Origin of the sequence: Paractinoplanes aksuensis, from assembly GCF_024137025.1 — a bacterium.
In the GTDB taxonomy this organism is placed as follows: domain Bacteria; phylum Actinomycetota; class Actinomycetes; order Mycobacteriales; family Micromonosporaceae; genus Actinoplanes; species Actinoplanes aksuensis.
The window spans coordinates 195,445-215,853 of the sequence record NZ_JAMYJR010000028.1; the positions used below are offsets into that span (position 1 = coordinate 195,445).

The 20,409-nt window shown below is 70.9% G+C and carries 19 protein-coding genes; 17 read left to right on the forward strand and 2 right to left on the reverse strand.

Features of this window, described 5'->3' with window-relative positions:
- Window positions 1–99: 99 nt before the first annotated feature.
- The 10 genes from M1L60_RS26005 (at window position 100) to M1L60_RS26050 (ending at window position 12,671) form a co-directional block, all read left to right on the forward strand.
- A complete protein-coding gene (locus tag M1L60_RS26005) occupies window positions 100–2,085 on the forward strand; it encodes an ABC transporter ATP-binding protein (RefSeq protein WP_253240134.1) in 1,986 nt (661 codons plus the stop codon).
- A complete protein-coding gene (locus M1L60_RS26010) occupies window positions 2,082–4,118 on the forward strand; it encodes a hydantoinase/oxoprolinase family protein (RefSeq protein ID WP_253240135.1) in 2,037 nt (678 codons plus the stop codon). The genes M1L60_RS26005 and M1L60_RS26010 overlap by 4 nt, the downstream gene beginning before the upstream one ends.
- On the forward strand, window positions 4,115–5,779 hold the full coding sequence (locus M1L60_RS26015; RefSeq protein WP_253240136.1) for a hydantoinase B/oxoprolinase family protein: 1,665 nt from the start codon (window positions 4,115–4,117) through the stop codon (window positions 5,777–5,779). The genes M1L60_RS26010 and M1L60_RS26015 overlap by 4 nt, the downstream gene beginning before the upstream one ends.
- Window positions 5,772–7,418: a hydantoinase B/oxoprolinase family protein gene (locus tag M1L60_RS26020; protein ID WP_253240137.1), complete on the forward strand. Its 1,647-nt coding sequence runs from the start codon at window positions 5,772–5,774 to the stop codon at window positions 7,416–7,418. Before M1L60_RS26015 ends, M1L60_RS26020 begins: the two co-directional genes overlap by 8 nt.
- Window positions 7,415–8,680, forward strand: coding sequence for an amidohydrolase family protein (locus M1L60_RS26025; protein WP_253240138.1), 1,266 nt, complete (start codon window positions 7,415–7,417; stop codon window positions 8,678–8,680). Before M1L60_RS26020 ends, M1L60_RS26025 begins: the two co-directional genes overlap by 4 nt.
- On the forward strand, window positions 8,677–9,075 hold the full coding sequence (locus tag M1L60_RS26030) for a nuclear transport factor 2 family protein (RefSeq protein ID WP_253240139.1): 399 nt from the start codon (window positions 8,677–8,679) through the stop codon (window positions 9,073–9,075). The genes M1L60_RS26025 and M1L60_RS26030 overlap by 4 nt, the downstream gene beginning before the upstream one ends.
- Window positions 9,076–9,115: 40 nt before the next feature.
- A complete protein-coding gene (locus tag M1L60_RS26035; RefSeq protein WP_253240140.1) occupies window positions 9,116–10,084 on the forward strand; it encodes an NADPH:quinone oxidoreductase family protein in 969 nt (322 codons plus the stop codon).
- Entirely contained in the window at window positions 10,081–10,395 is a 315-nt protein-coding gene (locus tag M1L60_RS26040) for a TIGR04076 family protein (protein ID WP_253240141.1), read from the forward strand. Before M1L60_RS26035 ends, M1L60_RS26040 begins: the two co-directional genes overlap by 4 nt.
- Window positions 10,395–11,393: an LLM class flavin-dependent oxidoreductase gene (locus M1L60_RS26045; protein WP_253240142.1), complete on the forward strand. Its 999-nt coding sequence runs from the start codon at window positions 10,395–10,397 to the stop codon at window positions 11,391–11,393. The genes M1L60_RS26040 and M1L60_RS26045 overlap by 1 nt, the downstream gene beginning before the upstream one ends.
- Window positions 11,394–11,651: 258 nt before the next feature.
- Entirely contained in the window at window positions 11,652–12,671 is a 1,020-nt protein-coding gene (locus tag M1L60_RS26050) for an alpha/beta hydrolase family protein (RefSeq protein WP_253240143.1), read from the forward strand.
- Between the two features lie 4 nt (window positions 12,672–12,675).
- On the opposite strand, the gene M1L60_RS47960 is transcribed toward M1L60_RS26050, so the two are convergent.
- Window positions 12,676–13,281 carry a helix-turn-helix domain-containing protein gene (locus M1L60_RS47960; protein ID WP_253240144.1) on the reverse strand — a complete coding sequence of 202 codons (606 nt, stop codon included), beginning with the start codon at window positions 13,279–13,281 and terminating at the stop codon, window positions 12,676–12,678.
- Window positions 13,282–13,294: 13 nt separating this feature from the next.
- On the reverse strand, window positions 13,295–13,738 hold the full coding sequence (locus M1L60_RS26060) for an Lrp/AsnC family transcriptional regulator (protein WP_253240145.1): 444 nt from the start codon (window positions 13,736–13,738) through the stop codon (window positions 13,295–13,297).
- Window positions 13,739–13,879: 141 nt separating this feature from the next.
- Between M1L60_RS26060 and M1L60_RS26065 the strand changes: the two genes are divergently transcribed.
- From M1L60_RS26065 to M1L60_RS26095, 7 genes are read left to right on the forward strand one after another with little or no spacing between them, the layout of a single operon-like run.
- Entirely contained in the window at window positions 13,880–14,761 is an 882-nt protein-coding gene (locus M1L60_RS26065; protein ID WP_438862154.1) for a tryptophan 2,3-dioxygenase, read from the forward strand.
- Entirely contained in the window at window positions 14,761–16,011 is a 1,251-nt protein-coding gene (gene kynU, locus M1L60_RS26070; protein WP_253240146.1) for a kynureninase, read from the forward strand. The genes M1L60_RS26065 and kynU overlap by 1 nt, the downstream gene beginning before the upstream one ends.
- Window positions 16,008–17,318 carry an FAD-dependent oxidoreductase gene (locus tag M1L60_RS26075; protein WP_253240147.1) on the forward strand — a complete coding sequence of 437 codons (1,311 nt, stop codon included), beginning with the start codon at window positions 16,008–16,010 and terminating at the stop codon, window positions 17,316–17,318. Before kynU ends, M1L60_RS26075 begins: the two co-directional genes overlap by 4 nt.
- The gene (locus M1L60_RS26080) at window positions 17,315–18,784 is read left to right on the forward strand and encodes a 2-hydroxymuconic semialdehyde dehydrogenase (RefSeq protein WP_253240148.1); all 1,470 of its coding nucleotides are present in this window, start codon (window positions 17,315–17,317) and stop codon (window positions 18,782–18,784) included. The genes M1L60_RS26075 and M1L60_RS26080 overlap by 4 nt, the downstream gene beginning before the upstream one ends.
- Window positions 18,781–19,479: a 2-keto-4-pentenoate hydratase gene (locus M1L60_RS26085; RefSeq protein WP_253240149.1), complete on the forward strand. Its 699-nt coding sequence runs from the start codon at window positions 18,781–18,783 to the stop codon at window positions 19,477–19,479. The genes M1L60_RS26080 and M1L60_RS26085 overlap by 4 nt, the downstream gene beginning before the upstream one ends.
- Window positions 19,476–19,895, forward strand: coding sequence for a RidA family protein (locus M1L60_RS26090; protein ID WP_253240150.1), 420 nt, complete (start codon window positions 19,476–19,478; stop codon window positions 19,893–19,895). Before M1L60_RS26085 ends, M1L60_RS26090 begins: the two co-directional genes overlap by 4 nt.
- Window positions 19,892–20,407, forward strand: coding sequence for a 3-hydroxyanthranilate 3,4-dioxygenase (locus M1L60_RS26095; protein ID WP_253240151.1), 516 nt, complete (start codon window positions 19,892–19,894; stop codon window positions 20,405–20,407). Before M1L60_RS26090 ends, M1L60_RS26095 begins: the two co-directional genes overlap by 4 nt.
- Window positions 20,408–20,409 lie beyond the last annotated feature (2 nt).

Genomic DNA, 20,409 nt, shown 5'->3' on the forward strand with positions numbered 1-20,409 from the left:
ACCCAGCCGTCGCCCGGCCGTCTTGTTCGGCTTCAGCTTGCTCAGCGGGCGGCCGCGGAAGCGCCGGCCGGTACGGCTCCTCCAGGAAAGGCGGTGACCATGCTCCAGATCGAAGACCTCTCGGTGGTCATTCACCGGCCGGGCCGGCAGGTCGCGGCCCTCAGCAACGTCAGCTTCTCGGTGGCGCCGGGCGAAGTGGTCGGCCTGGTGGGAGAGAGCGGCGGCGGCAAGAGCATGGTCGCCCGCGCGATCGTGGGGATGCTTCCGTCAGGCTCGCACGCCACGGGCCGGGTCGGCTTCGACGGCGATGACGTGCTCCGGATGGACGCGGCCGCGCTGGCCCACCACCGGGGCCGGGGCGCGGCGATGTGCTTCCAGAACCCGCGGGGCGCGCTCAGCCCGACCCGCACGGTCGGGCGGCAGCTGATCGACCGCCTCGTCACCCACCAGGACATGGACGGCAAGCGCGCCGCCGAATCGGCCAAGGAGCTGTTCGCCGCGGTCGGCATCCGCAACCCGTCGCGACGCCTGGAGGCCTACCCGCACGAGCTGTCGGGCGGCATGGCCCAGCGCGTGATGATCTCGCTGGCCACCGGCTGCGCGCCCGGCCTGCTGATCGCCGACGAGCCGACCACCGGCCTCGACGTGACGCTGACCCGTGAGATCCTGCGCCAGTTCCGCCACGCCGCCGACACCGACGGCCGCGGCGTCCTGCTCATCTCGCACGACCTGGCCTCGATCGCCGAGGTCTGCGACCGCGTGGTCGTCCTCTACGCCGGCACTGTCGTCGAAACCGGCCCCGCCGCCCAGGTGCTGCGTCACCCCGCGCACCCCTACACGCGAGCCCTGCTCCGCTCGGTCCCCGACGTCAGCGGCGGCCGAGCGGTCGCCACGGCCGGCGGCATGCCCCTGATGACCGCCGCTCCGCACAACTGTCCCTTCGCCCCGCGCTGCGCCCACGCGACCGACGTGTGCCGCGAGACCCGCCCGGAGACGAAGGCCCTCTCCAGCGGTTGGTCCCTGGCGTGCTTCCACCCCCAGGAAGAACCACTCTTCGCCGACACAGTGCCGAGCAACCACGCGGAGTCGAGCGGGCACGCCGAGCCCGGCCGGTCCGCTGAGGCCGGGCGGGTGGTGTTGCGGGTGCAGGATGCGCACGTTGTCTATCGCAGCCGGTTCGGGTCGGGTGGGCATCACGCGTTGCGGGGCGTCAGTCTGGAAATCAAGGCCGGCGAGACGCTCGGCGTCGTGGGGGAGAGCGGCTGCGGCAAGTCGACGCTGGCCAAGCTGATCATGGGCCTGGTCGAGCCGTCCGAGGGCAGCGTCGAGGTGGCCGGCAAGAGCGTCCGCAAGCAGAGCCGCGTCGAGCGGACGCGGGCCCAGATGGTGTTCCAGGACCCGATCGGCTCGCTCAGCCCGCGCCGGACCGTGGCCGACTCCATCGCCGAGCCGTTGCGGGCGGCCAAGGTCTCGACGGCCGAGCGGACCAAGAAGACCGAGGCCGCGCTCCAGCGGATGGAGCTCGACAGCTCGATCCTGACCCGGATGCCGCACGAGCTCTCCGGCGGCCAGGCGCAGCGGATCGGGATCGCGCGGGCGCTCGTCGGCCAGCCCGACCTGATCGTGTTCGACGAGCCGACCAGCGCCCTCGACGTCACCGTGCAGGCCCAGATCCTCGATGTCATCGCCGATGTCGCGGCCGACGCCGGCCACGGTTCGGTGTTCATCTCGCACGACCTCGCCACCGTTCGTGGCTTCGCCGACCGGGTCGTCGTGCTCTACCTCGGCCGGGTGGTCGAGGAGGGGCCGGTCGACGAGGTCTTCGACAATCCCCAGCACCCGTACACCCGCGCGCTGCTCGGCAGCGCGCCCCGGCTCGGCGAGACCCGCACCGCGGACGTCGAGCTGGTCAAGGACCTCGACGAGGCCGACGCCGCCACCGGCTGCGCCCTCGCCGCCCGCTGCCCCTTCGTGACCGACACGTGCCGGTCGCAGGAGCAGACCCTTCAGCCCTACGGCGAAAGCCGGGCCGCCTGCTGGCGCATCCCCGAGCTGCCCGCCCTGATCGGAAAGAGTTCGTCATGAGCATCAGGTTGGCCGTGGACATCGGCGGCACGTTCGTCGACGCGATGGAGCTCGACACCCGTACCGGTCAGGTCCGCTTCCGTAAGGCGTCGACCACGCCGGCCCACCCGGCCGAGGGCGTGCTCAACGCGATCGCCGCGCTCGGCACCGACCTGTCCGAGGTGGAGCTGTTCATCCACGGCACCACCCTGGGGCTGAACGCGGTGCTGGAGCGGCGCGGCGGCAACACCGGCATCATCACCAACGAGGGCTTCCGGGACGTCTTCCTGATCGGCCGGGGCAACGTGCCGTCCGACCACATGTACGACTTCCGTTACCAGCGCCCGGAAAGCCTGGTCCAGCGCCGCTTCACGGCCGGTGTCAAGGGCCGCCTCGACTACAAGGGCGCCGTCGTCGACGAGCTCGACCCGCAGAGCGTCCGCGACGCCGCGCGCGAGCTGGTCGAGAACCAGGGCGTCACGTCGATCGCGATCTGTTTCCTGCACTCGTTCCTCGACCCCACGCACGAGCGCGAGACGGCCCGGATCATCCGCGAGGCCTACCCGGACGTCAGCCTCTCGCTGAGCACCGACATCGTGCGCGAGTACCGGGAGTACGAGCGGACCAGCACCACCGTCCTCGAGGCCTACATCCGCCCGATCTTCGAGCGGTACGTCGACGAGCTCGAGAAGGGCCTGGCCGACCAGGGCTTCGCCGGCCGCTTCCTGATCATGCGCTCGGGTGGCGGCTCGATGACCGGCGCGGTGGCCAAGACCTCGCCCACCCACACCGTGCTCAGCGGCCCGGCCGGCGGCATCGTCGGCGCGGCCTACCTGGCCGGCGAGCTGGGCCGCGACAACATGCTCACCTTCGACATCGGCGGCACCTCGCTCGACGCCTGCGTGATCGAGAAGGGCACCGCCGTCGCCGCCTACGAGGCCCAGCTCGAGCACTACCCCCTGCTGATCCCCACGTACGACATCCGCACGATCGGCGCCGGCGGCGGATCGATCGCCTGGCTCGACCGTGGCCTGCTCAAGGTGGGCCCGCAGAGCGCCGGCGCCGCCCCCGGACCGGTCTGTTACGGCCGCGGCGGCACCCAGCCCACCGTCACGGACGCTGCCGTGGTGCTCGGCTTCGTCGACCCCGAACGCTTCCTGGCCGGCACCATGGGCCTGGCCGACGAGGCCGCCCGCGACGCCATCCGTGAACAGCTGGCCGAGCCGCTGGGGCTCTCGGTGCCCGACGCCGCGGCCGGCATCTTCGACGTGCTGCTGGCCAAGACGGTCGGCGCGGTCCGCCAGATCACCGTCGAGCGCGGTCACGACCCGCGGGTGTTCTCGCTGCTGGCCTTTGGTGGCGCCGGTCCGCTGCTGGCCCCGCTGCTGGCCCGCGAGATGGGCATCGGCGAGGTGCTGGTGCCGTTCGCGCCGTCCGGCTTCTCGGCCTGGGGCATGCTCTCGGCCGACATCGTCAACGACTTCAGCCGTACGGTGATGACGACGTTGGACGGCGCCGACCTGGCCGCCCTGGAGCCGTTGTTCAAGGAGACCGAGGCCGAGGCCATCGCGTCGCTGTCCGCGCAGGGGGTGCCGGCCGGCGACGGCGTGCTGGAGCGGCAGTTCGAGCTGCGCTACCTGGGTCAGGAGCACAGCCTGATGGTCACTGTCGGTTCCACGTTGGACGCCGAGGCCGTGCGGGCCGCTTTCAACGAGCTGCACCACGCGCGTTACGGCCACACGATGAGCAACCCGCTGCAGATCCTCAATTTGCGCGTACGCGGTATCGGCCGCACCTCCCGGCCGGAGCTCCCGCGCATTGAGGCGGGCGGCGAGGCCACACCCCGTACGCATCGGGAAGCCTTTGATTTCGGCACCCGGGAGATCGTTCCGTTCGCCGTCTACGACCGGGCCGATCTGAGGGCGGGCCACCGTTTTGCCGGCCCGGCCCTGGTCGACGAGGGCACCTCGACCACCGTGGTGCCCAGCGGCCAGAACGTGACCGTCGACGAGCACGGCTACCTGCACGTCACGCCGGCGGAGGTGACCAAGTGACCACATTGGACGGCGCTCGCGTCGAGGTCGTGCGCAGCTATCTGCTGTCGGCGGCCGAGGAGATGCGGGCCACCCTCATCCGTACGTCGTTCAACCCGGTCATCTACGAGGTGCACGACTTCGGCCTGTCGCTGTACGACGCGCAGATGCGACCGATCGCCGAGGCCACCGGGCTCACCTCGTTCCTGGGCGCCAACGACTACTCGCTGCGCAAGGGCGTCGAGTACGTGGGCGTCGAGAACCTGTTCCCGGGCGACGTCGTGCTGCTCAACTACCCGTACTGGAACGCGGCCCACGCCTCCGACGCCACCCTGTTCGCTCCGGTGTTCGACGGCGACGACCTGATCGGCTTCCTGTGCATCCGTGCCCACTGGATGGACCTGGGGGCCAAGGACCCGGGCTACGTGCTCGACTCGACCGACATGCACCAGGAGGGTCTGATCTTCCCGGGTACGAAGGTCGTCTCGCGCGGCGAGCCGGTGCGCGACATCCACGAGCTGCTGCGGTTCAACTCCCGGATGCCCGACGCCATCCTGGGCGACCTGCACGCGCAGATCTCGGCCATCCGCACCGGTGAGCGCCGCCTGCTCGAGATCCACGCCAAGTTCGGCCGCGCGACCGTGCTGGCCGCGATCGACCGGATCATCGCCGACGGCGAGGCCCGCACCCGGTCCGCCCTGGCCGCGCTGCCCCAGGGCACCTGGACCGCCGAGGACTTCCTGGACGACGACGGCATCACCGACGAGCCGGTCAGGATGCGGGTCACGGTCACCATCGCCGACGGCAAGTTCCTGGTCGACTTCGCCGGCTCCTCGCCCGCAGTTCGCGGCCCGATCAACATGCCGTTCGGCGCCACCGAGGCCATCTGCAAGGTGATTCTCAAGTCGCTGACCTCGCCCCACGAGCCGTCCAACGCGGGCACGGTGGCGCCACTCGAAGTACGGGCCGAGCCGGGCACGCTGTTCCACGCGGTCTACCCGCAGCCCACGTTCACCCTGTGGACCGGCATCGTGGCGTTCGAGCTGATCCTCAAGGCGCTCGCCCAGGGCATGCCGGAGCGGCTGCCCGCGTCCAGCGGCGGTGACGTGCCCGGCTTCATGATGGTCGGCGTCCACCCCGACACCGGGGCCATGTTCGCGGTCAGCAACAACGACTTCGTCGGCTGGGGCGGCACCGCCGACCACGACGGCACGGACGCGGCCACCCACGTCAGCGGCAGCACCGGGCGCGGCACCCCGATCGAGGTGATGGAGGCCCGCACCGGCATGTTCATGGAGCGGGTCGAGATCCGCACCGACTCCGGCGGGGCCGGCAAGTTCCGGGGCGGGGCCGGGGTGCGGCGCGAGATCAAGTTCGTCACGCCGGGCGAGTTCCTCATGGTCATCAAGAAGACCAAGAGCCGGCCGTGGGCGCTCGCCGGCGGCCTTCGGCCCGACCCGAACCAGATCGTCGCGTTCCCCGGCACCGACCGCGAGGAACGCATCAGCACCAAGCGCCTGACCGTGGTGCCGGGTGACCGGGTCACCCTGCTCACCGCGGGCGGCGGCGGTCACGGCGACCCAGCCGATCGGGAGCCGGCTGCGGTTCGCCGTGACGTCGCCGAGGGGTACGTGTCGGCGGCCGCGGCCGAGGAGGTCTACGGGGTGGAGATCGATGACTGACGGGGCCACCGTCGAGGTCATCCGCAACCACCTCGTGTCCGCGGCCGAGGAGATGCGGGCGGCGCTCGTACGGACGGCTTTCAACCCGGTCATCTACGAGGTGCACGACTTCGGGATCTCGATCTACGACCGGTCGCTGCGGCTGGTGGCCGAGTCGACCGGGTTGTCGCGGTTCCTGGGCGCCAACGACTACTCGATCCGCATGGGCGTCGAGTACGTGGGGGAGTTGCAGGAGGGGGACATCTTCATCCTCAACTACCCCTACTGGAACGCCGCGCACTCCTACGACGCGACGATGTTCGCGCCCGTGTTCTCCGGCGGCGAACTGGTGGCGTACCTGTGCATCCGGGCCCACTGGATGGATCTCGGGGCCAAGGACGCGGGCTACGTGCTCGACTCCACCGACATGCACCAAGAGGGTCTTGTTTTCCCGGGTACGAAGGTGGTCTCCCGCGGCGAGCCGGTGCGCGACATCCTGGAGCTGATCCGCTTCAACTCCCGCATGCCGGACCTCGTGCTGGGCGACTTCAATGCCCAGGTCGCTGCCCTGCGCACGGGCGAACGGCGGGTGGCCGAGCTGTTCGATCGCTACACCGCACCGGTGGTGGACGCGGTGGTCGACCGCTTCGTCGCCGCCGCCGAGGAGTCAGCGGCCGAGGCGGTGGCGCGGCTGCCGCAGGGCAGCTGGACCGCCGAGGACTGGCTGGACGACGACGGGGTGACCGAGGACCCGATCCTCATGCGCTGCACGGTGACCATCCAGGACGGCACGTTCACTGTCGACTTCGCCGGTTCCTCGCCGGCCGTGCCGGGCCCGGTCAACCTGCCGATCGGCTCGACCATCGCCACCTGCCGGGTCGCGTTCAAGGCCATCACCACCCCCGACGAGCAGACCAACGCCGGCCACTTCGCCCCGCTGCGGGTGGAAGCCGAGCCGGGGACTCTGTTCCACGCGGTCTACCCGGCGGCCACGTTCACCCAGTGGACCGGCACGGTCGCGCTCGAGCTCATCTACAAAGCGCTGGCGCAAGGCATGCCGGAGCGGCTGCCGGCCAGCAGCGGGGGCGACGTGCCGGGCTTCATGATGGTCGGCGTCCACCCCGACACCGGCGCGATGTTCGCGGTCAGCAACAACGACCCGGTCGGCTGGGGCGGCTCACCCGACCACGACGGCATCGGCCCGGCCAATCACCTTTGCCAGACCCAGGCCCGCAACACCCCGGTCGAAGTGCTCGAGGCCAAGACCGGCATGTTCTTCGACCGCGTCGAGATCCGGGCCGACTCGGGCGGCGCCGGCCGGTTCCGGGGCGGCTGCGGGCTGCGGCGCGACATCCGGTTCGTCACCGACGGCGAGTTCCTGTCGGTCATCAAGAAGACCAGGAGCGCGCCGTGGGCGCTCGACGGCGGACGGTCGCCCGAACCGAACCAGGTCGTCGTCTTCCCCGGCACCGACCGCGAGAGGCGGGTCAGCACCAAACGCACCCCCGTGCGCGCGGGCGACCGGATCACGCTGCTGACCGCCGGTGGCGGCGGGCACGGCGACCCGGCCCATCGCGACCCGGAAGCGGTGCGCCACGACGTTCAGGAGGGCTACGTCTCGGACGAGGCGGCCCGCAAGGTGTACGGGGTGAACGCATGAACCAACTACTCGGCAACTGCACGGTGGTCGACGCCCGGGCGCTCCCGATCAAGGACGCCGGCGTGTGGATCACCGGCGACCGCATCACGGCCGTGGGTCCGTACTCCGAAATCGCTTCTCAGGCCCGGAAAGCGGGACCGGTCGTGGAGCGGGACCTGGGCGGCGCGTTCGTGACGCCCGGACTGACCAACATGCACACCCACTTCTCGCTGTCGCTGCCCGGCGGTGGTGGCAACGCGGTCAAGGACATGGGGCCGCACGACCTGGCCCTCTATATGGCCGACGGCGCGCGCCGCACGCTCGAGTGCGGGGTCACGACCGTACGCAATGTGGCCGAGAAGGACCACGCGGACTTCGCGCTGCGGCGGGCCATCAAGGCCGGACGTGTGCCGGGGCCGCGCATGTACACGGCGGGCCGGGCGCTGGTGTGCACGGGCGGGCACGGGCACGAGAGCGGCGACACCATGGAGTGCGACGGGCCGGTCGGCTTCCGGCACGGCGTCCGCAGCCAGATCAAGGCCGGGGCCGACCTGATCAAAGTGATGATCTCGGGCGGGCTGGCCGGTGAGCACGAGGCCATCTCGACCCCGCAGCTGTTCGCCGACGAGATGGCCGCGGTCATCGAGACCGCCCACGCGTGGGGCCGCAAGGTGACCGCGCACGCCGGGCCGGCCGAGGTCATCGCGGCCGCGGTCGAGCTCGGGCTGGACTGCGTCGAGCACGGCTACCAGCTGACCCCGCAGGTCGCGGCGCGGATGGCCGAGCAGGGCACGGCGCTCGTGCCGACCCTGCTCGTCACGCGCTGCAAGGAGTTCTTCGACGAGCTCGGCGTACCGGAATGGATGCAGTGCCGGTCGCTGGGCGCGGGGCCGCGGCACATCGAGAGCTTCAAGATGGCCCTGGATGCCGGGGTGGAGATCCTCCTCGGCAGCGACATGCCCCCGTTCTGGTCGTTCGAGGGCACCAACGCGACCGTGCGCGAGCTGGAGAACCTGGCCGAGCACCTCGGGCCGGAGCGGGCGCTGCACGCCGGCACCCGCGGACCGATCGGCTGGCTCGGCCTCACCGACGACCTGGGCACGGTCGAGGAAGGCAAGTACGCGGATCTGATCGCCATGGACGCCGACCCGCTCGACGACACCTCGGCCTTCCGGGGCGTGCGCTGGGTGATGAAGGGCGGCCAGGTGTACCGGGACGACGTCGCCCTCGCCTCCGCGGCCACCTCCGTTCACCACGAGTCCCTCCCTGAGGAGCAGCGATGAGTTTCGCCGAGATCGGGGCCGCGGCCATCGCGGCCGGCATCGACGACATGTACGCGTCGTTCCTGAAGGGCGACCGCGCCGGCTTCGACGCGCATCTGCACGACGACGTGACGACATGGGAGACGCACCTGCCGGGCCCGCTGCGGACGCGGCGCGAACTCGACACGTACCGGGAGACGCGGGACGCGGCGGGGGAGCGGCCGGTGCTCGACGTCATGGCCGCCACCGAGAAGCGGATCGATGTCTGGGGCGACACCGGCGTGGCCCGGTACGTGCTGGTGACGCGGGACGCCGCCGGCGGCGAGGAGCAGCGGTCGCGGGTGACCGACGTGCTGCGCTGCATCGACGGCGAGTGGCGGATCGTGCACCACCACTCGGAGCTGGTGCGCCCGTGATCAGCCGGCTGATCGCCACGCCCTTCGAGCTGGTCCGCGCGTGATCCGCCGCTTGATCGCCACGTCGGAGGGCGAGCCGCAGGACGTGTTGCGGCTCGCCACTCTGGACGACGACCCGCCGCCGGGGCCGGGGCAGGTGACGCTGGCGGTGCACGCGGTCGGCCTCAACTTCCTGGACGTGTCGTTGTGCCGGGGCGAGTACCCGGTGCGGCCCGACCCACCGATGACGCCGGGCGTGGAGGCGGCGGGACGGGTGATCGACGGGCCGGCGGAGTGGATCGGCCGGGAGGTCGTGGCGTGCCCGGCTCTGCCGCACGGCGCGCTCGGCGACACCGTCACCATCGATGCCGACCTCGTGGTGGAACGGCCCTCGGACGTGGATCCGATCACGGCGGCCGCGCTTCCGGTGACGTACCAGACCTCGTGGTTCGCGCTCGAACGGGCGCGCCTGAAGCCGGGCGAAACCGTGCTGGTGCATGCCGGTGCGGGCGGGGTCGGGATCGCGACCATCCAGTTGGCTGTCGCCCGCGGCGCCCGAGTGATCGCCACCGCGGGTTCGCCCGAGAAAAGGGACATATGTCTGGCGCAGGGCGCGGCCGAGGCCTGGGGCTACGAAGACTTCCCCGGTGACCTCGACGTGGTGATCGACCCGGTCGGCGGCGACCTGCTGAGCCGCTCGATCGACCGCCTGGCCTTCGAGGGACGGCTGGTCAGCGTGGGCATGGCGGCCGGGCCACCCCCGCCGGTCGACCCGGCCCGGCTGATCGCCCGCAACGCCGACCTGATCGGCGTCTCGTGGGGGTCGCGCTATCCGTGGGCCCGCCCGGCGGAAGTGCGGGCCGCCTACGACGAACTGTTCCGCCGGTGCGCCGCGGGCGAGTTGCGGCCGCCGGTCACCCGGGTGGTGTCCCTGGAGGAGGCACCGGCCGCGTTGGCCGACCTGGCCGCCCGGCGCACCACCGGCAAGGTCATCGTGCAGGTCAACCGCTTCAACGAGGAGGCATCATGAGCGAGATGGACATCTACGACCTGCGGGTCAGCGTCGACCGGATCGAGGGCCGGTCGGTGTGCGGGATGGAGGTGGGCGACCACTTCGACCTCAAGAACAGCGCGCACCTCACCATCCCCGAGGGCAAACACTTCTGCGTGTACGCGCTGGCCTCGGTGCTGCCCTTCCTCGCGGCCAAACAGCGCGACCTGCCCGCCGGCGACTGGCTCGCGCAGGACTCGCACTTCATCTGCCCCGACCCCGAGGAGCGCCTCGTCATGAAGGTCGAGCGCACCTGCAAGCGCACGATGAACTCCGAGGACCTGACCTGATGCGTACGGAGATCGGCCTCGGCCTGCAGAGCGACAAACCCGCCGGCACGTACGCCCGGCTGGCCCGCTCGGCCGAGGCCGCCGGCTTCGACGTGCTGACCGTGTTCGGCGACCTGATGTACCAGCCGCCGATCTTCCCGCTGCTCGAGATGGCGGGCGCGACATCCCGCGTACGGCTGGGGCCAGCTTGTCTCAACCCCTATTCGATGGCGCCGTACGAGATCGCGGGGCAGATCGCTGCCCTCGACCTGGCGTCGCACGGGCGGGCGTACCTGGGGCTGGCCCGGGGCACCTGGCTGGGCGCGGTCGGGCTGCCGCAGCCGCGCCCGCTGACCGCCCTGGCCGAGGCGGCCTCGGTCGTTTCTCACCTGCTGCGGGGTGAGCGATCGGGCTTTTCGGGCCGCGTCTTCTCGTTGGAACCGGACACCGTGCTGCGGTACGACCGCCAGCGTCCGTCGATTCCGCTGCTGCTCGGCGCGTGGGGTCCGCAGGGCGCGGCCCTGGCCGGCCGGATCGCCGACGAGATCAAGGTCGGTGGCAGCGCCAACCCCGACATGGTCCCGGTGATCCGCGAGCGGCTGGCCCTCGGCGCTCTCGAAGCGGGACGTGACGTGGAGGAGATCGGCATCGTGCTGGGCGCGGTGACCGTGGTCGACACCGACGGCGAAGCGGCTCGTGCGAAAGCGCGCACCGAAGTGGCCATGTATTTGGCGGTGGTGGCCGAGCTCGACCCGACGGTGACCCTGCCCGACGGCCTGGTCGCCGAGGTCGGAAAACTGGTCGACGACGGCCGCGACGTCGAAGCCGGCAAGCTGATCCCGGACGACGTGCTGGACCGCTTCGCCTTCTCCGGCACCCCGTCCCAGGTCGCCGCCCAGGCCCAGAAACTGATCGACGCCGGGGTCTCCCGGGTCGAGTTCGGCACCCCACACGGCCTGACCGACGACCGTGGCGTCGAACTGCTGGGCAAGGAGGTTCTGCCGCTGCTTTCCCGGTAGCACATCTGCTCGCCCGGCAGCAGGTTGCGCTTCGCTAGCACGTTCGGCCGATCTTCACGCGTTGTCCCCAGTCGTCAGTTGTCCACAGGCCGCCAGGACCAAGCCGTCGCCCGCCGCCAAAAATTCGCCATAATTCCCGGTGGACGGGGGCCCCCTTTGGGAGGGCGGGGTGTGCTTGGGCGGAAGATGCAAGATCGGCTCGGCTTCTGCTTCTCGCACTGTCAGTCACCACGGTCGTCCCGTTAGGAGTTCGTCGCGATGGACGTTCTGCTCGTTCTTGGTCCTGACCTGGTCGCTGATCGCGGCCTGCTCACCTCGCTGGCCGGCAGCACGGCCTGGGATCTGGACGTCGGCTTGAAGGTGGTCTCCGCCGCGACCGCCGCCGAGCTGGCCGCGCACGACGGCCCCGCCGTGGTGGTCGGGGCCGACCGTGCGCTCATCGCCGCTGGTCCCGCGAACACTGTCTTCTACGACCTGACCACCGCGGCCGAGCCCGTCTCGCAGCTGCACCTGCACGGCCGGGGCGTGTGGGGGCTGGCCTGGGCGATCAAGCACGCCGTCCACCGCCTGCGGGAGCCCGCCACCCGGATCGCCTACGGCGAGCACCCGGAGCAGTGGGCCGATGAGCGGATCCCGACCGGCGCCGCAGACGCCCCCTCCGTGGCGCCGGTCGGGATCCTCGTCCACGGTGGGTTCTGGCGGTCGAACTGGGCCGCCGACCTGATGGACGCGCTCGCCATCGACCTGACCGCCCGGGGCTGGACGAGCTGGAACCTCGAATACCGCCGCCCTGACCGGAACGGCTGGGACGCCACCACCGACGACCTGCGCAACGGTGTCGCCGAGGCCCGGGAGCGCCACCCCGGCGCGCCGATCGTGCTGTTCGGGCACTCGGCCGGCGGTCAGCTCGCGCTGCGTCTGGCCGCCGACGACCCCGGCCTGGCCCTGGCCGTGTCGCTGGCCGGCGTGCTCGACCTCGGTGAGGGGCAGCGGCGGTTCCTGGGCGAGGGCGCGATCACGACCGCCCTGGGCGGCGGGCCGGATGATGTGCCCGACGTCTACGCGGCGAGCGACCCCATGGCCCGGCTGCCGCTGGCCTCGCCGGCGCTGCTCGTGCAGGGCAGCGGCGACAGCCTCGACCTGGTCGACATCAACCGGCGGTTCGCCGCCGCCTCCGGCATCACGCTGCTGGAGCAGGCGGGCGACCACTTCGACGTGATCGCGCCGGGCTCGGCCATCTGGGCGGCGACGATGGCAGCGGTTATTTCACGTACGTGAACACTCAGAACAGCCGTGGGGTGACCACCGAGACGACGGTGGTCACCTCTTCGGTGTCGTTGTACATGCTGTGCGGGACCGATGAGCGCAGGTGCACGCTGTCGCCGGGGCTCAGCCGGTGTTCGACCCCGTCGACCTCGTAGAGCAGCTCGCCCGAGATCACGTACGCGAATTCCTCGCCGGCGTGGCCGTACGCGTTCTCGCGCCGCCCGCCCGGCGCGATGTGCACCACCATGGGCTCGAGCACCAGCCCGGCCCCGCGGTCGGACAGCATGCGGTAGGTCTGCTGGCCCGACACGTACTGCACAGCCGCCGTCTCGCCCCGGGTCAGCGTGAAGTGCCGCGGCATCGGCACCACCACCGGGTCGTCGGCCGGGCCGGCCATGGGGGTGTCGAAGAAGTCGGCCACCGAGTGCCCGAGCGCGCCGGCCACGCTGCCCAGCGCGGTCAGCCCGATCGACGAGATGCCCCGCTCGACCTGGGACAGGAAGCCGATCGACAACCCGGAGCGGGCGGCCAGGCTGCGCAGGGTGAGGCCGCGCTGCTTGCGGAACTCGCGGATGCGCGGACCGACCTGCACGGCCGAGGTGTCTTCGAGCGGCTCCGTCACGCGTTCGATGGTACTAAAAATCGAGCGGAGGCGCGATCGGCTGCCAGGTCAGCGGAGTGGACAGAATCATCGTGCTGGACGGCGCCCCGTACCCGCCCAACCGGTCGATGACCTCCTCGAACGCCTCCATCGAGGCGGTCGCGACCTTGAGCACGCAACAGGTGTCGCCGGTGACCCGGTTGATCTCCAGCACCTCGGGCCAGGTCGGCACCTTGTCGTCGCGCAACACGCACGTCGGGCCGTAGCAGGACATCCGGATCAGGGCGAGCACCTGGCGGCCGGTCCTGGCCAGGTCGACGTGGGCGTGATAGCCGGTGATGACCCCGGTCTCCTCGAGCCGGCGCACCCGCTCGGCCACCGCCGGCGGCGACAGGTGGACCCGCCGGGAGAGCTCGCTGTAGGACAGGCGTGCGTCGTCCTGCAACTCGCGCAGCAACGCCCAGTCCATCGCGTCCATCAGGCAACCTTCCGATCGTTAACCGATAGCCCAAATCTAGCCACCGATCTTCGGCTCCCGGAGGTCAGGGCCGTTAATTCGGCATTCCGGCCGGGCCCCTCGCAGCGAAATCATGGACCGGTCAAGGGCGAGGAGAAGTCAGTGGAAACCGTGAGTACGGCGGCCGTGCGGCCCACCAATGCGGCGGAGCGTGACGCCCGTCGATCCCGTAACGGCGGCGCGCCGACCCTGGAGTTCGGGCAGCGGGTGCCCTACGACGCCTACGTGCACGCCAGCACCCTGCATACGCTGCAGAAGACGCTGAGCGGTGACCCCGGCGAGATGTCGTTCCTGGTGGTCAGCCAGATCATGGAGCTGTACTTCAACCTCATCCGGCACGAGCTGGAACAGGCGCGCGACCACGTGCGCGCCGACCAGACGTGGGAGGCGCTGGCCCCGCTCAAGCGGGCCGCCCTGCACATCGAGGGCCTGAACGCGGCCTGGCAGACCCTGCGCTGGATGACCCCGGCCGACTTCAACAAGTTCCGCGACCTGCTGGGCGAGGGCTCCGGCTTCCAGTCGGCCATGTACCGGCAGGTCGAGTTCCTGCTCGGGCTGCGGACCAGGTCGCTGATGCGCCCGTTCAAGGGCACCCCCGAGCACGACGAGCTCACCGCGGCCCTGCAGCGGCCGAGCCTGTGGGACGAGGTGATCGCGCTGCTCGCCCGCCAGGGTCACGACCTCAAGCCCGAGTTGCTGGGGCGGGACGTCGCCGACGAGCACGAGGCCGAGCAGTCGGTGTCGGACGCCTGGGTGCGCATCTATCGCGACACCGGCCCCGAGAACCACCTTAGGCTGCTGGGTGAGGCGCTGACCGAGGTCGCCGATCGATTCGGCGACTGGCGTTACCTGCATCTCAAGGCAGTGCAAAGAACAATGGGGGCCAAGAGCGGCACCGGTGGATCGAACGGCCTGGCTTTCCTGCAGCGCAGCATGAGCCGGCCGGTCTTCCCCGAGCTGTGGACCTCGCGGACGGAGATGTGATGCGGCAAGACGAGCAGGATCCGGGGCACCGGCACCTCTTCCATATCCCGCCGGCCGAGGGCGGCGATCACCCCGAGGTGGCGTACTTCGCCGGCAACTCGCTCGGGCTGCAGCCCCGGGCGACCCGGGTCGAGTTGAACGAGGACCTCGACGACTGGGCCCGGCTGGGCGTGGAGGGGCATCTGGACGCGGCCCGGCCCTGGCTGCCGTACCACGAGCTGCTGACCCAGCCCGCGGCCCGGCTCGTCGGCGCGCTGCCGTCCGAGGTCGTGGTGATGAACTCGCTCACCGTCGACCTGCACCTGCTGATGGTGTCGTTCTACCGCCCGGCCGGTGACCGCACCCGCATCGTCATCGAGGACGCGGCGTTCCCGTCGGACAGCTACGCCGTCCGCAGCCAGGCCCGGTTCCACGGCCTCGACCCCGACACCACTGTCGTACGCCTGCGCCCACGCGACGGCGAGGACACGCTGCGCACCGAGGACGTCCTGGCGTTCCTGCGCGACGAGGGCGGCACCGTGGCCCTGCTGATGCTGGGCGGCGTCAACTACCTCACCGGCGAGCTGATGGACATGGCCACCATCACCACCGCCGGGCGCGAAGCGGGTGCCGTCGTCGGCTGGGACCTGGCCCACGCGGCCGGCAACGTGCCGCTCAGCCTGCACGAGTGGGGCGCCGACTTCGCGGCCTGGTGCTCGTACAAATACTTGAACTCGGGGCCGGGCGCACTGGCCGGCGTGTTCATCCACGAGCGCCACCACGGCGCCGACCTGCAGCGCTTCGAGGGCTGGTGGAGCACCGAGTCGGCCACCCGCTTCGAGATGACCCCCGAGTCGCGGCCGCCGCGCAGCGCCGACGCCTGGCAGGTGTCGAATCCGCCCATCTTCGCCATGGGCCCGGTCCGTACGTCGCTCCGCATTTTCGACGAGATCGGGATGCCCGCCCTGCGCGAGCGCAGCCTGCGCCTCACCACGTACCTGCGCGAACTGCTCGACGCGGTGGTCGCGACGCGCCCGCTGTCGATCATCACGCCCCGCGAGCCGGAACGGCACGGCTGCCAGCTCTCGGTCCGCCTGCTCGAGGGCAACGCGGGCGCGCTGACCAAGCGGCTGCGTTTCGAGTACGGGGTCATCGCCGACGCGCGGCAGCCCGACATCGTGCGGTTCGCGCCGGTGCCGCTCTATTCGACCTACGAGGACTGCCGCCGGGCCGCCGAGGCGCTCGCCGCCTGTGTGGAGGAGACCAAGTGAAGCACGTAGCGGTCGTCGGGGCCGGGCTGTGCGGCAGCCTGCTCGCCTGCTATCTGGGGCGCCGGGGCTACACCGTCGACCTGTACGAGCGCCGCCCCGACCCGCGGGTCACCGGGGCCGAGCGCGGCCGGTCGATCAACCTCGCGCTGTCCGAGCGGGGCATCGACGCGCTGCGCCGGATCGGGCTGGACGAAGAGGTGCTGCGGGACGCGCTGCCGATGCGGGGCCGGATGGTGCACCCGCTGCACGGCGAGACGAACTTCCAGCCGTACAGCCTGTCGGGGGACCGGGCCATCAACTCGATCGGCCGCGGCGCCCTCAACGACGCGCTGCTCGACGCCGCGGGCGCCACCCCCGGCGTGACCATCCACTTCGACCACCCGCTGACCGCGCTCGACCCTTCGCTGGGGACCCTCGGGTTCGCCGACGGCAGTTCGGCCAAGGCCGACATCGTGCTGGGCGCGGACGGGGCCGGCTCGGCCACGCGGGGACTCCTCATGGCGTACGCCGGGGAAGGCTTCTCCGAGACGGTCAGCTTCCTCGACTACGGCTACAAGGAGCTGACCATCCCGGCCCGCGACGGCGAGTACGCGCTGGACCCGGGCGCCCTGCACATCTGGCCCCGCGGCACGTCGATGATGATCGCGCTGCCCAACCCGGACCGCTCGTTCACCGGCACGCTGTTCTGGCCCAGCTCGGGCAGCGACAGCTTCGCCTCGATCGGCAGCCCGGCCGCGGTCGAGCGGCACTTCCGCGAGAACTACCCCGACCTGCTCGAGCTGATCCCGAACCTGGTCGAGGACTACCGGCACAACCCGGTCGGCCTGCTCGGCACGGTCAAGTGCGCGCCCTGGCAGATGCTGGGCCGGGTCGCGCTGATCGGCGACGCCGCGCACGCCATCGTCCCGTTCTACGGTCAGGGCGCCAACGCCAGCTTCGAGGACGTGGTCGAGCTCGACCGCTGCCTCGACGCCACCGGCGACAACTGGGCCGAAGCCCTTCCCCTGTACGAGCAGGGGCGGCGCGAGAACTCGGAGGCGATCGCCGAGATGGCCCTGGCCAACTTCGTCGAGATGCGCGACAAGGTGGCCGACCCGTTCTTCAAGCTGGGCAAGAACGTCGAGCACACCCTCGAACGCTGGCTGCCCGGCAAGTACGTCTCGCGCTACGAGCTGGTGTCGTTCTCGACCACGCCGTACGCCGAGGTCCGCCGCCGCGTCAAGCAGCAGCACCAGGTCGTCGGCGCGGTGGCCGGGGCCCTGGTCGCGCTGGCCGCGACGGCCCTGATCCGGAGGTTGACCCGATGACCGACAGCCCGCCCCAGCTGCGCAACTTCATCGCCGGCGAGTTCCGCCCGGCCGCCACCACGTTCGCCAAGGCGTCCCCGGTCACCGGCGAGACGGTCTTCTCGGTCACCGAGTCGCCGCGCTCCGATGTGGACGACGCTGTGGCCGCCGCCCGGGCCGCCGTGCGCGGGCCCTGGGGCCGCACGACCGAGCAGGAGCGCGCGACCGTGCTCCGCCGCATCGCCGACGAGCTCGAGCGCCGGTTCGACGACCTGGTCACGGCCGAGGTCACCGACACCGGAAAGACCTACACCCAGGCCCGTACGCTCGACATCCCCCGCGGCGCGGCCAACTTCCGGGCCTTCGCCGACGTGGTCGCCGCGACCGGCACCGAATCGTTCACCACGGCCACCGCCGGCGGTGGCCGCGCGCTCAACTACGCCGTGCGCAAGCCGATGGGCGTGGTCGCCGTCATCGTGCCCTGGAACCTGCCCCTGCTGCTGCTCACCTGGAAGGTGGCGCCGGCGCTGGCCTGCGGCAACGCGGTCATCGTGAAGCCCAGCGAGGAGACCCCGGCCTCGGCCACGGTGCTGGCCGAGGTGATGGCCGCGGCCGGCGTCCCCGAGGGCGTGTTCAACCTCGTGCACGGCCACGGGCCGGACGCGGCCGGCGAGTGGCTGACCACCCACCCCGACGTCGACGCGATCACCTTCACCGGCGAGTCGGCCACCGGCTCGGCCATCATGCGCGCGGCCGCGCCCGGGGTGAAGCCGGTGTCGTTCGAGCTCGGCGGCAAGAACGCGGGGCTGATCTTCGCCGACGCCGACCTGGACGCGGCGGTGGCCGGCAGCGTGCGGTCCAGCTTCACCAACGGCGGCCAGGTCTGCCTGTGCACCGAGCGGCTGTACGTGCAGCGGCCGGTCTTCGACGAGTTCACCGAGCGGCTGGCGGCCAGGGCCAAGGAGCTGACGTACGGGTGGCCCTCGGACGAGACCACCGGCACCATGCCGCTGATCTCCAAGGCGCACCGCGACAAGGTGCTCGGCTACTACGACCTGGCCCGCCAGGAGGGCGCGACAGTGCTGGCCGGCGGGGGCGTGCCGCACTTCGGCGACGCGCGCGACGGCGGGTCGTACATCGAGCCGACCGTGATCACGGGCCTGGGCCAGGACGCCCGGACCGTACGGGAAGAGATCTTCGGTCCCATCTGCCACATCGCGCCGTTCGACGACGAGGACGAGGCCTTCGCGCTGGCCAACGACAGCGCGTACGGCCTGGCCGGCACGGTCTGGACCCGCGACGTGGGCCGGGCGCTGCGGGCCGGCGCCTCGCTCGACGTGGGCCTGGTCTGGGTCAACACGTGGTTCCTGCGCGACCTGCGCACCCCGTTCGGCGGCATGCGCGCCTCGGGCGTGGGCCGCGAGGGTGGGCGGCACTCGCTCGACTTCTACTCCGAATACACCAACGTCTGCTTGGACATGTCATGACCTCGTTCGCTGTCGCTCTCGACAACGCCCTCACCACCGCCACCGAGCTCGAGTCGGGGTCCTTCCCGGCGGATGATCCGTATGCCGTGCAGCGCGAGGTGGTCGACCTGCGGCTGGCCCGAGGCGAGACGGTGGCCGGGGTCAAGCTGGGGCTGACCAGCAAGGCCAAGATGCAGCAGATGGGCGTGGACTCGGTCATCTGGGGCTGGCTGACCGACGCCATGCGGATCGAGGACGGCGGACTGCTCGACCTCGGGCCGCGCATCCACCCCAAGGTCGAGCCCGAGGTGGCGTTCCTGGTGCGCGACGGGGCGATCGCGGCCGTCGCGCCCGCGCTCGAGGTGATCGACTCGCGCTGGCTCGACTTCAAGTTCACCCTGGACGAGGTGATCGCCGACAACACGTCGGCCGCCGGGTTCGTGGTCGGGGCCTGGCAGCCGCTCCCCGGGAACATCGACAGCCTCGGCGTGCAGCTGATCCTCGACGGCGAGGTAATCGAGAGCGGCTCCACGGCGGCGATCCTCGGTGATCCGCGGGAGGCCTTCGCCGAGGCGCTGCGGCTGGCCGGCACGCTCGAGGACGACTGGGTCGTGCTGGCCGGGGCGGCGACCGCGGCCGTGGCCGTCGGGCCCGGTCAGACCGTACGGGTAGAGGTTGAAGGTCTGGGGTCGGCCTCGCTGGTGGCGTCGGCATGACCGGGAAGCTGGTCGACGGCAAGGCCACCCCGCGCGGGAGGTTCCCGCACGTCAAGGTGGCCAACGGGTTCGCCTTCGTGAGCGGGACCAGCAGCCGGTTGCCGGACAACTCCATCGCCGGGGCCTCGGTCGACGCCATGGGCACGACGTCGCTCGACATCGCGGTGCAGACGCGGGCGGTGATCACCAACATCGCCGACATCCTGGCCTCGGTCGGGGCCTCGCTGGACGACCTCGTGCAGATCACGACGTACCTGGTCAACATGAACGACTTCGGCGGCTACAACGCCGTCTACGCCGAGTTCTTCGACTACGACGGCCCGACCCGGACGACCGTCGCCGTGCACCAACTGCCCCATCCGCACCTGCTCATCGAGATCCAAGCCGTCGCCGTACTGCCATTGGAGGCGTCATGACCGACCCGATCAACTTCCCGGGCTGGATCGAGGACAACAAGCACCTGCTCAAGCCGCCGGTCGGCAACAAGCAGATGTTCCCGACCGGTGACGACTTCATCGTCATGGTGGTCGGCGGCCCGAACTCGCGGACCGACTTCCACGTCGACCCCTACGAGGAGTTCTTCTACCAGGTCAAGGGCAACATGCACGTCAAGACCATGACGCCCGAGGGGCCCAAGGACGTGCACATCCGCGAGGGTGAGATGTGGGTGCTGCCCGGCAACACGCCGCACTCGCCGCAGCGGCCCGAGGCGGGCTCGATCGGCCTGGTCGTCGAGCGGGTGCGCGAGGAGGGCACGCTCGAGAAGTTCCAGTGGTACTGCTTCGAGTGCAACCACAAGGTGCACGAGGTCGAGCTGCAGGTGCGTGACATCGTCGAGGACCTGCCGCCGGTGTTCACGGCCTTCTACGAGGACGAGAAGGCCCGTACCTGCGGCAACTGCGGCGCGCTGCACCCCGGAAAGGGCTGACG

Bases quoted from the DNA above. Each gene is read 5' to 3' on its own strand.
- M1L60_RS26040 (WP_253240141.1), top strand. From the start codon at position 10,081: ATGAGCGAGATGGACATCTACGACCTGCGGGTCAGCGTCGACCGGATC.
- kynU (WP_253240146.1), top strand. From the start codon at position 14,761: ATGCGGCAAGACGAGCAGGATCCGGGGCACCGGCACCTCTTCCATATC.
- M1L60_RS26010 (WP_253240135.1), top strand. From the start codon at position 2,082: ATGAGCATCAGGTTGGCCGTGGACATCGGCGGCACGTTCGTCGACGCG.
- M1L60_RS26020 (WP_253240137.1), top strand. From the start codon at position 5,772: ATGACTGACGGGGCCACCGTCGAGGTCATCCGCAACCACCTCGTGTCC.
- M1L60_RS26090 (WP_253240150.1), top strand. From the start codon at position 19,476: ATGACCGGGAAGCTGGTCGACGGCAAGGCCACCCCGCGCGGGAGGTTC.
- M1L60_RS26095 (WP_253240151.1), top strand. From the start codon at position 19,892: ATGACCGACCCGATCAACTTCCCGGGCTGGATCGAGGACAACAAGCAC.
- M1L60_RS26030 (WP_253240139.1), top strand. From the start codon at position 8,677: ATGAGTTTCGCCGAGATCGGGGCCGCGGCCATCGCGGCCGGCATCGAC.
- M1L60_RS26085 (WP_253240149.1), top strand. From the start codon at position 18,781: ATGACCTCGTTCGCTGTCGCTCTCGACAACGCCCTCACCACCGCCACC.
- M1L60_RS26005 (WP_253240134.1), top strand. From the start codon at position 100: ATGCTCCAGATCGAAGACCTCTCGGTGGTCATTCACCGGCCGGGCCGG.
- M1L60_RS26045 (WP_253240142.1), top strand. From the start codon at position 10,395: ATGCGTACGGAGATCGGCCTCGGCCTGCAGAGCGACAAACCCGCCGGC.
- M1L60_RS26050 (WP_253240143.1), top strand. From the start codon at position 11,652: ATGGACGTTCTGCTCGTTCTTGGTCCTGACCTGGTCGCTGATCGCGGC.
- M1L60_RS26025 (WP_253240138.1), top strand. From the start codon at position 7,415: ATGAACCAACTACTCGGCAACTGCACGGTGGTCGACGCCCGGGCGCTC.
- M1L60_RS26080 (WP_253240148.1), top strand. From the start codon at position 17,315: ATGACCGACAGCCCGCCCCAGCTGCGCAACTTCATCGCCGGCGAGTTC.
- M1L60_RS26060 (WP_253240145.1), bottom strand. From the start codon at position 13,738: ATGGACGCGATGGACTGGGCGTTGCTGCGCGAGTTGCAGGACGACGCA.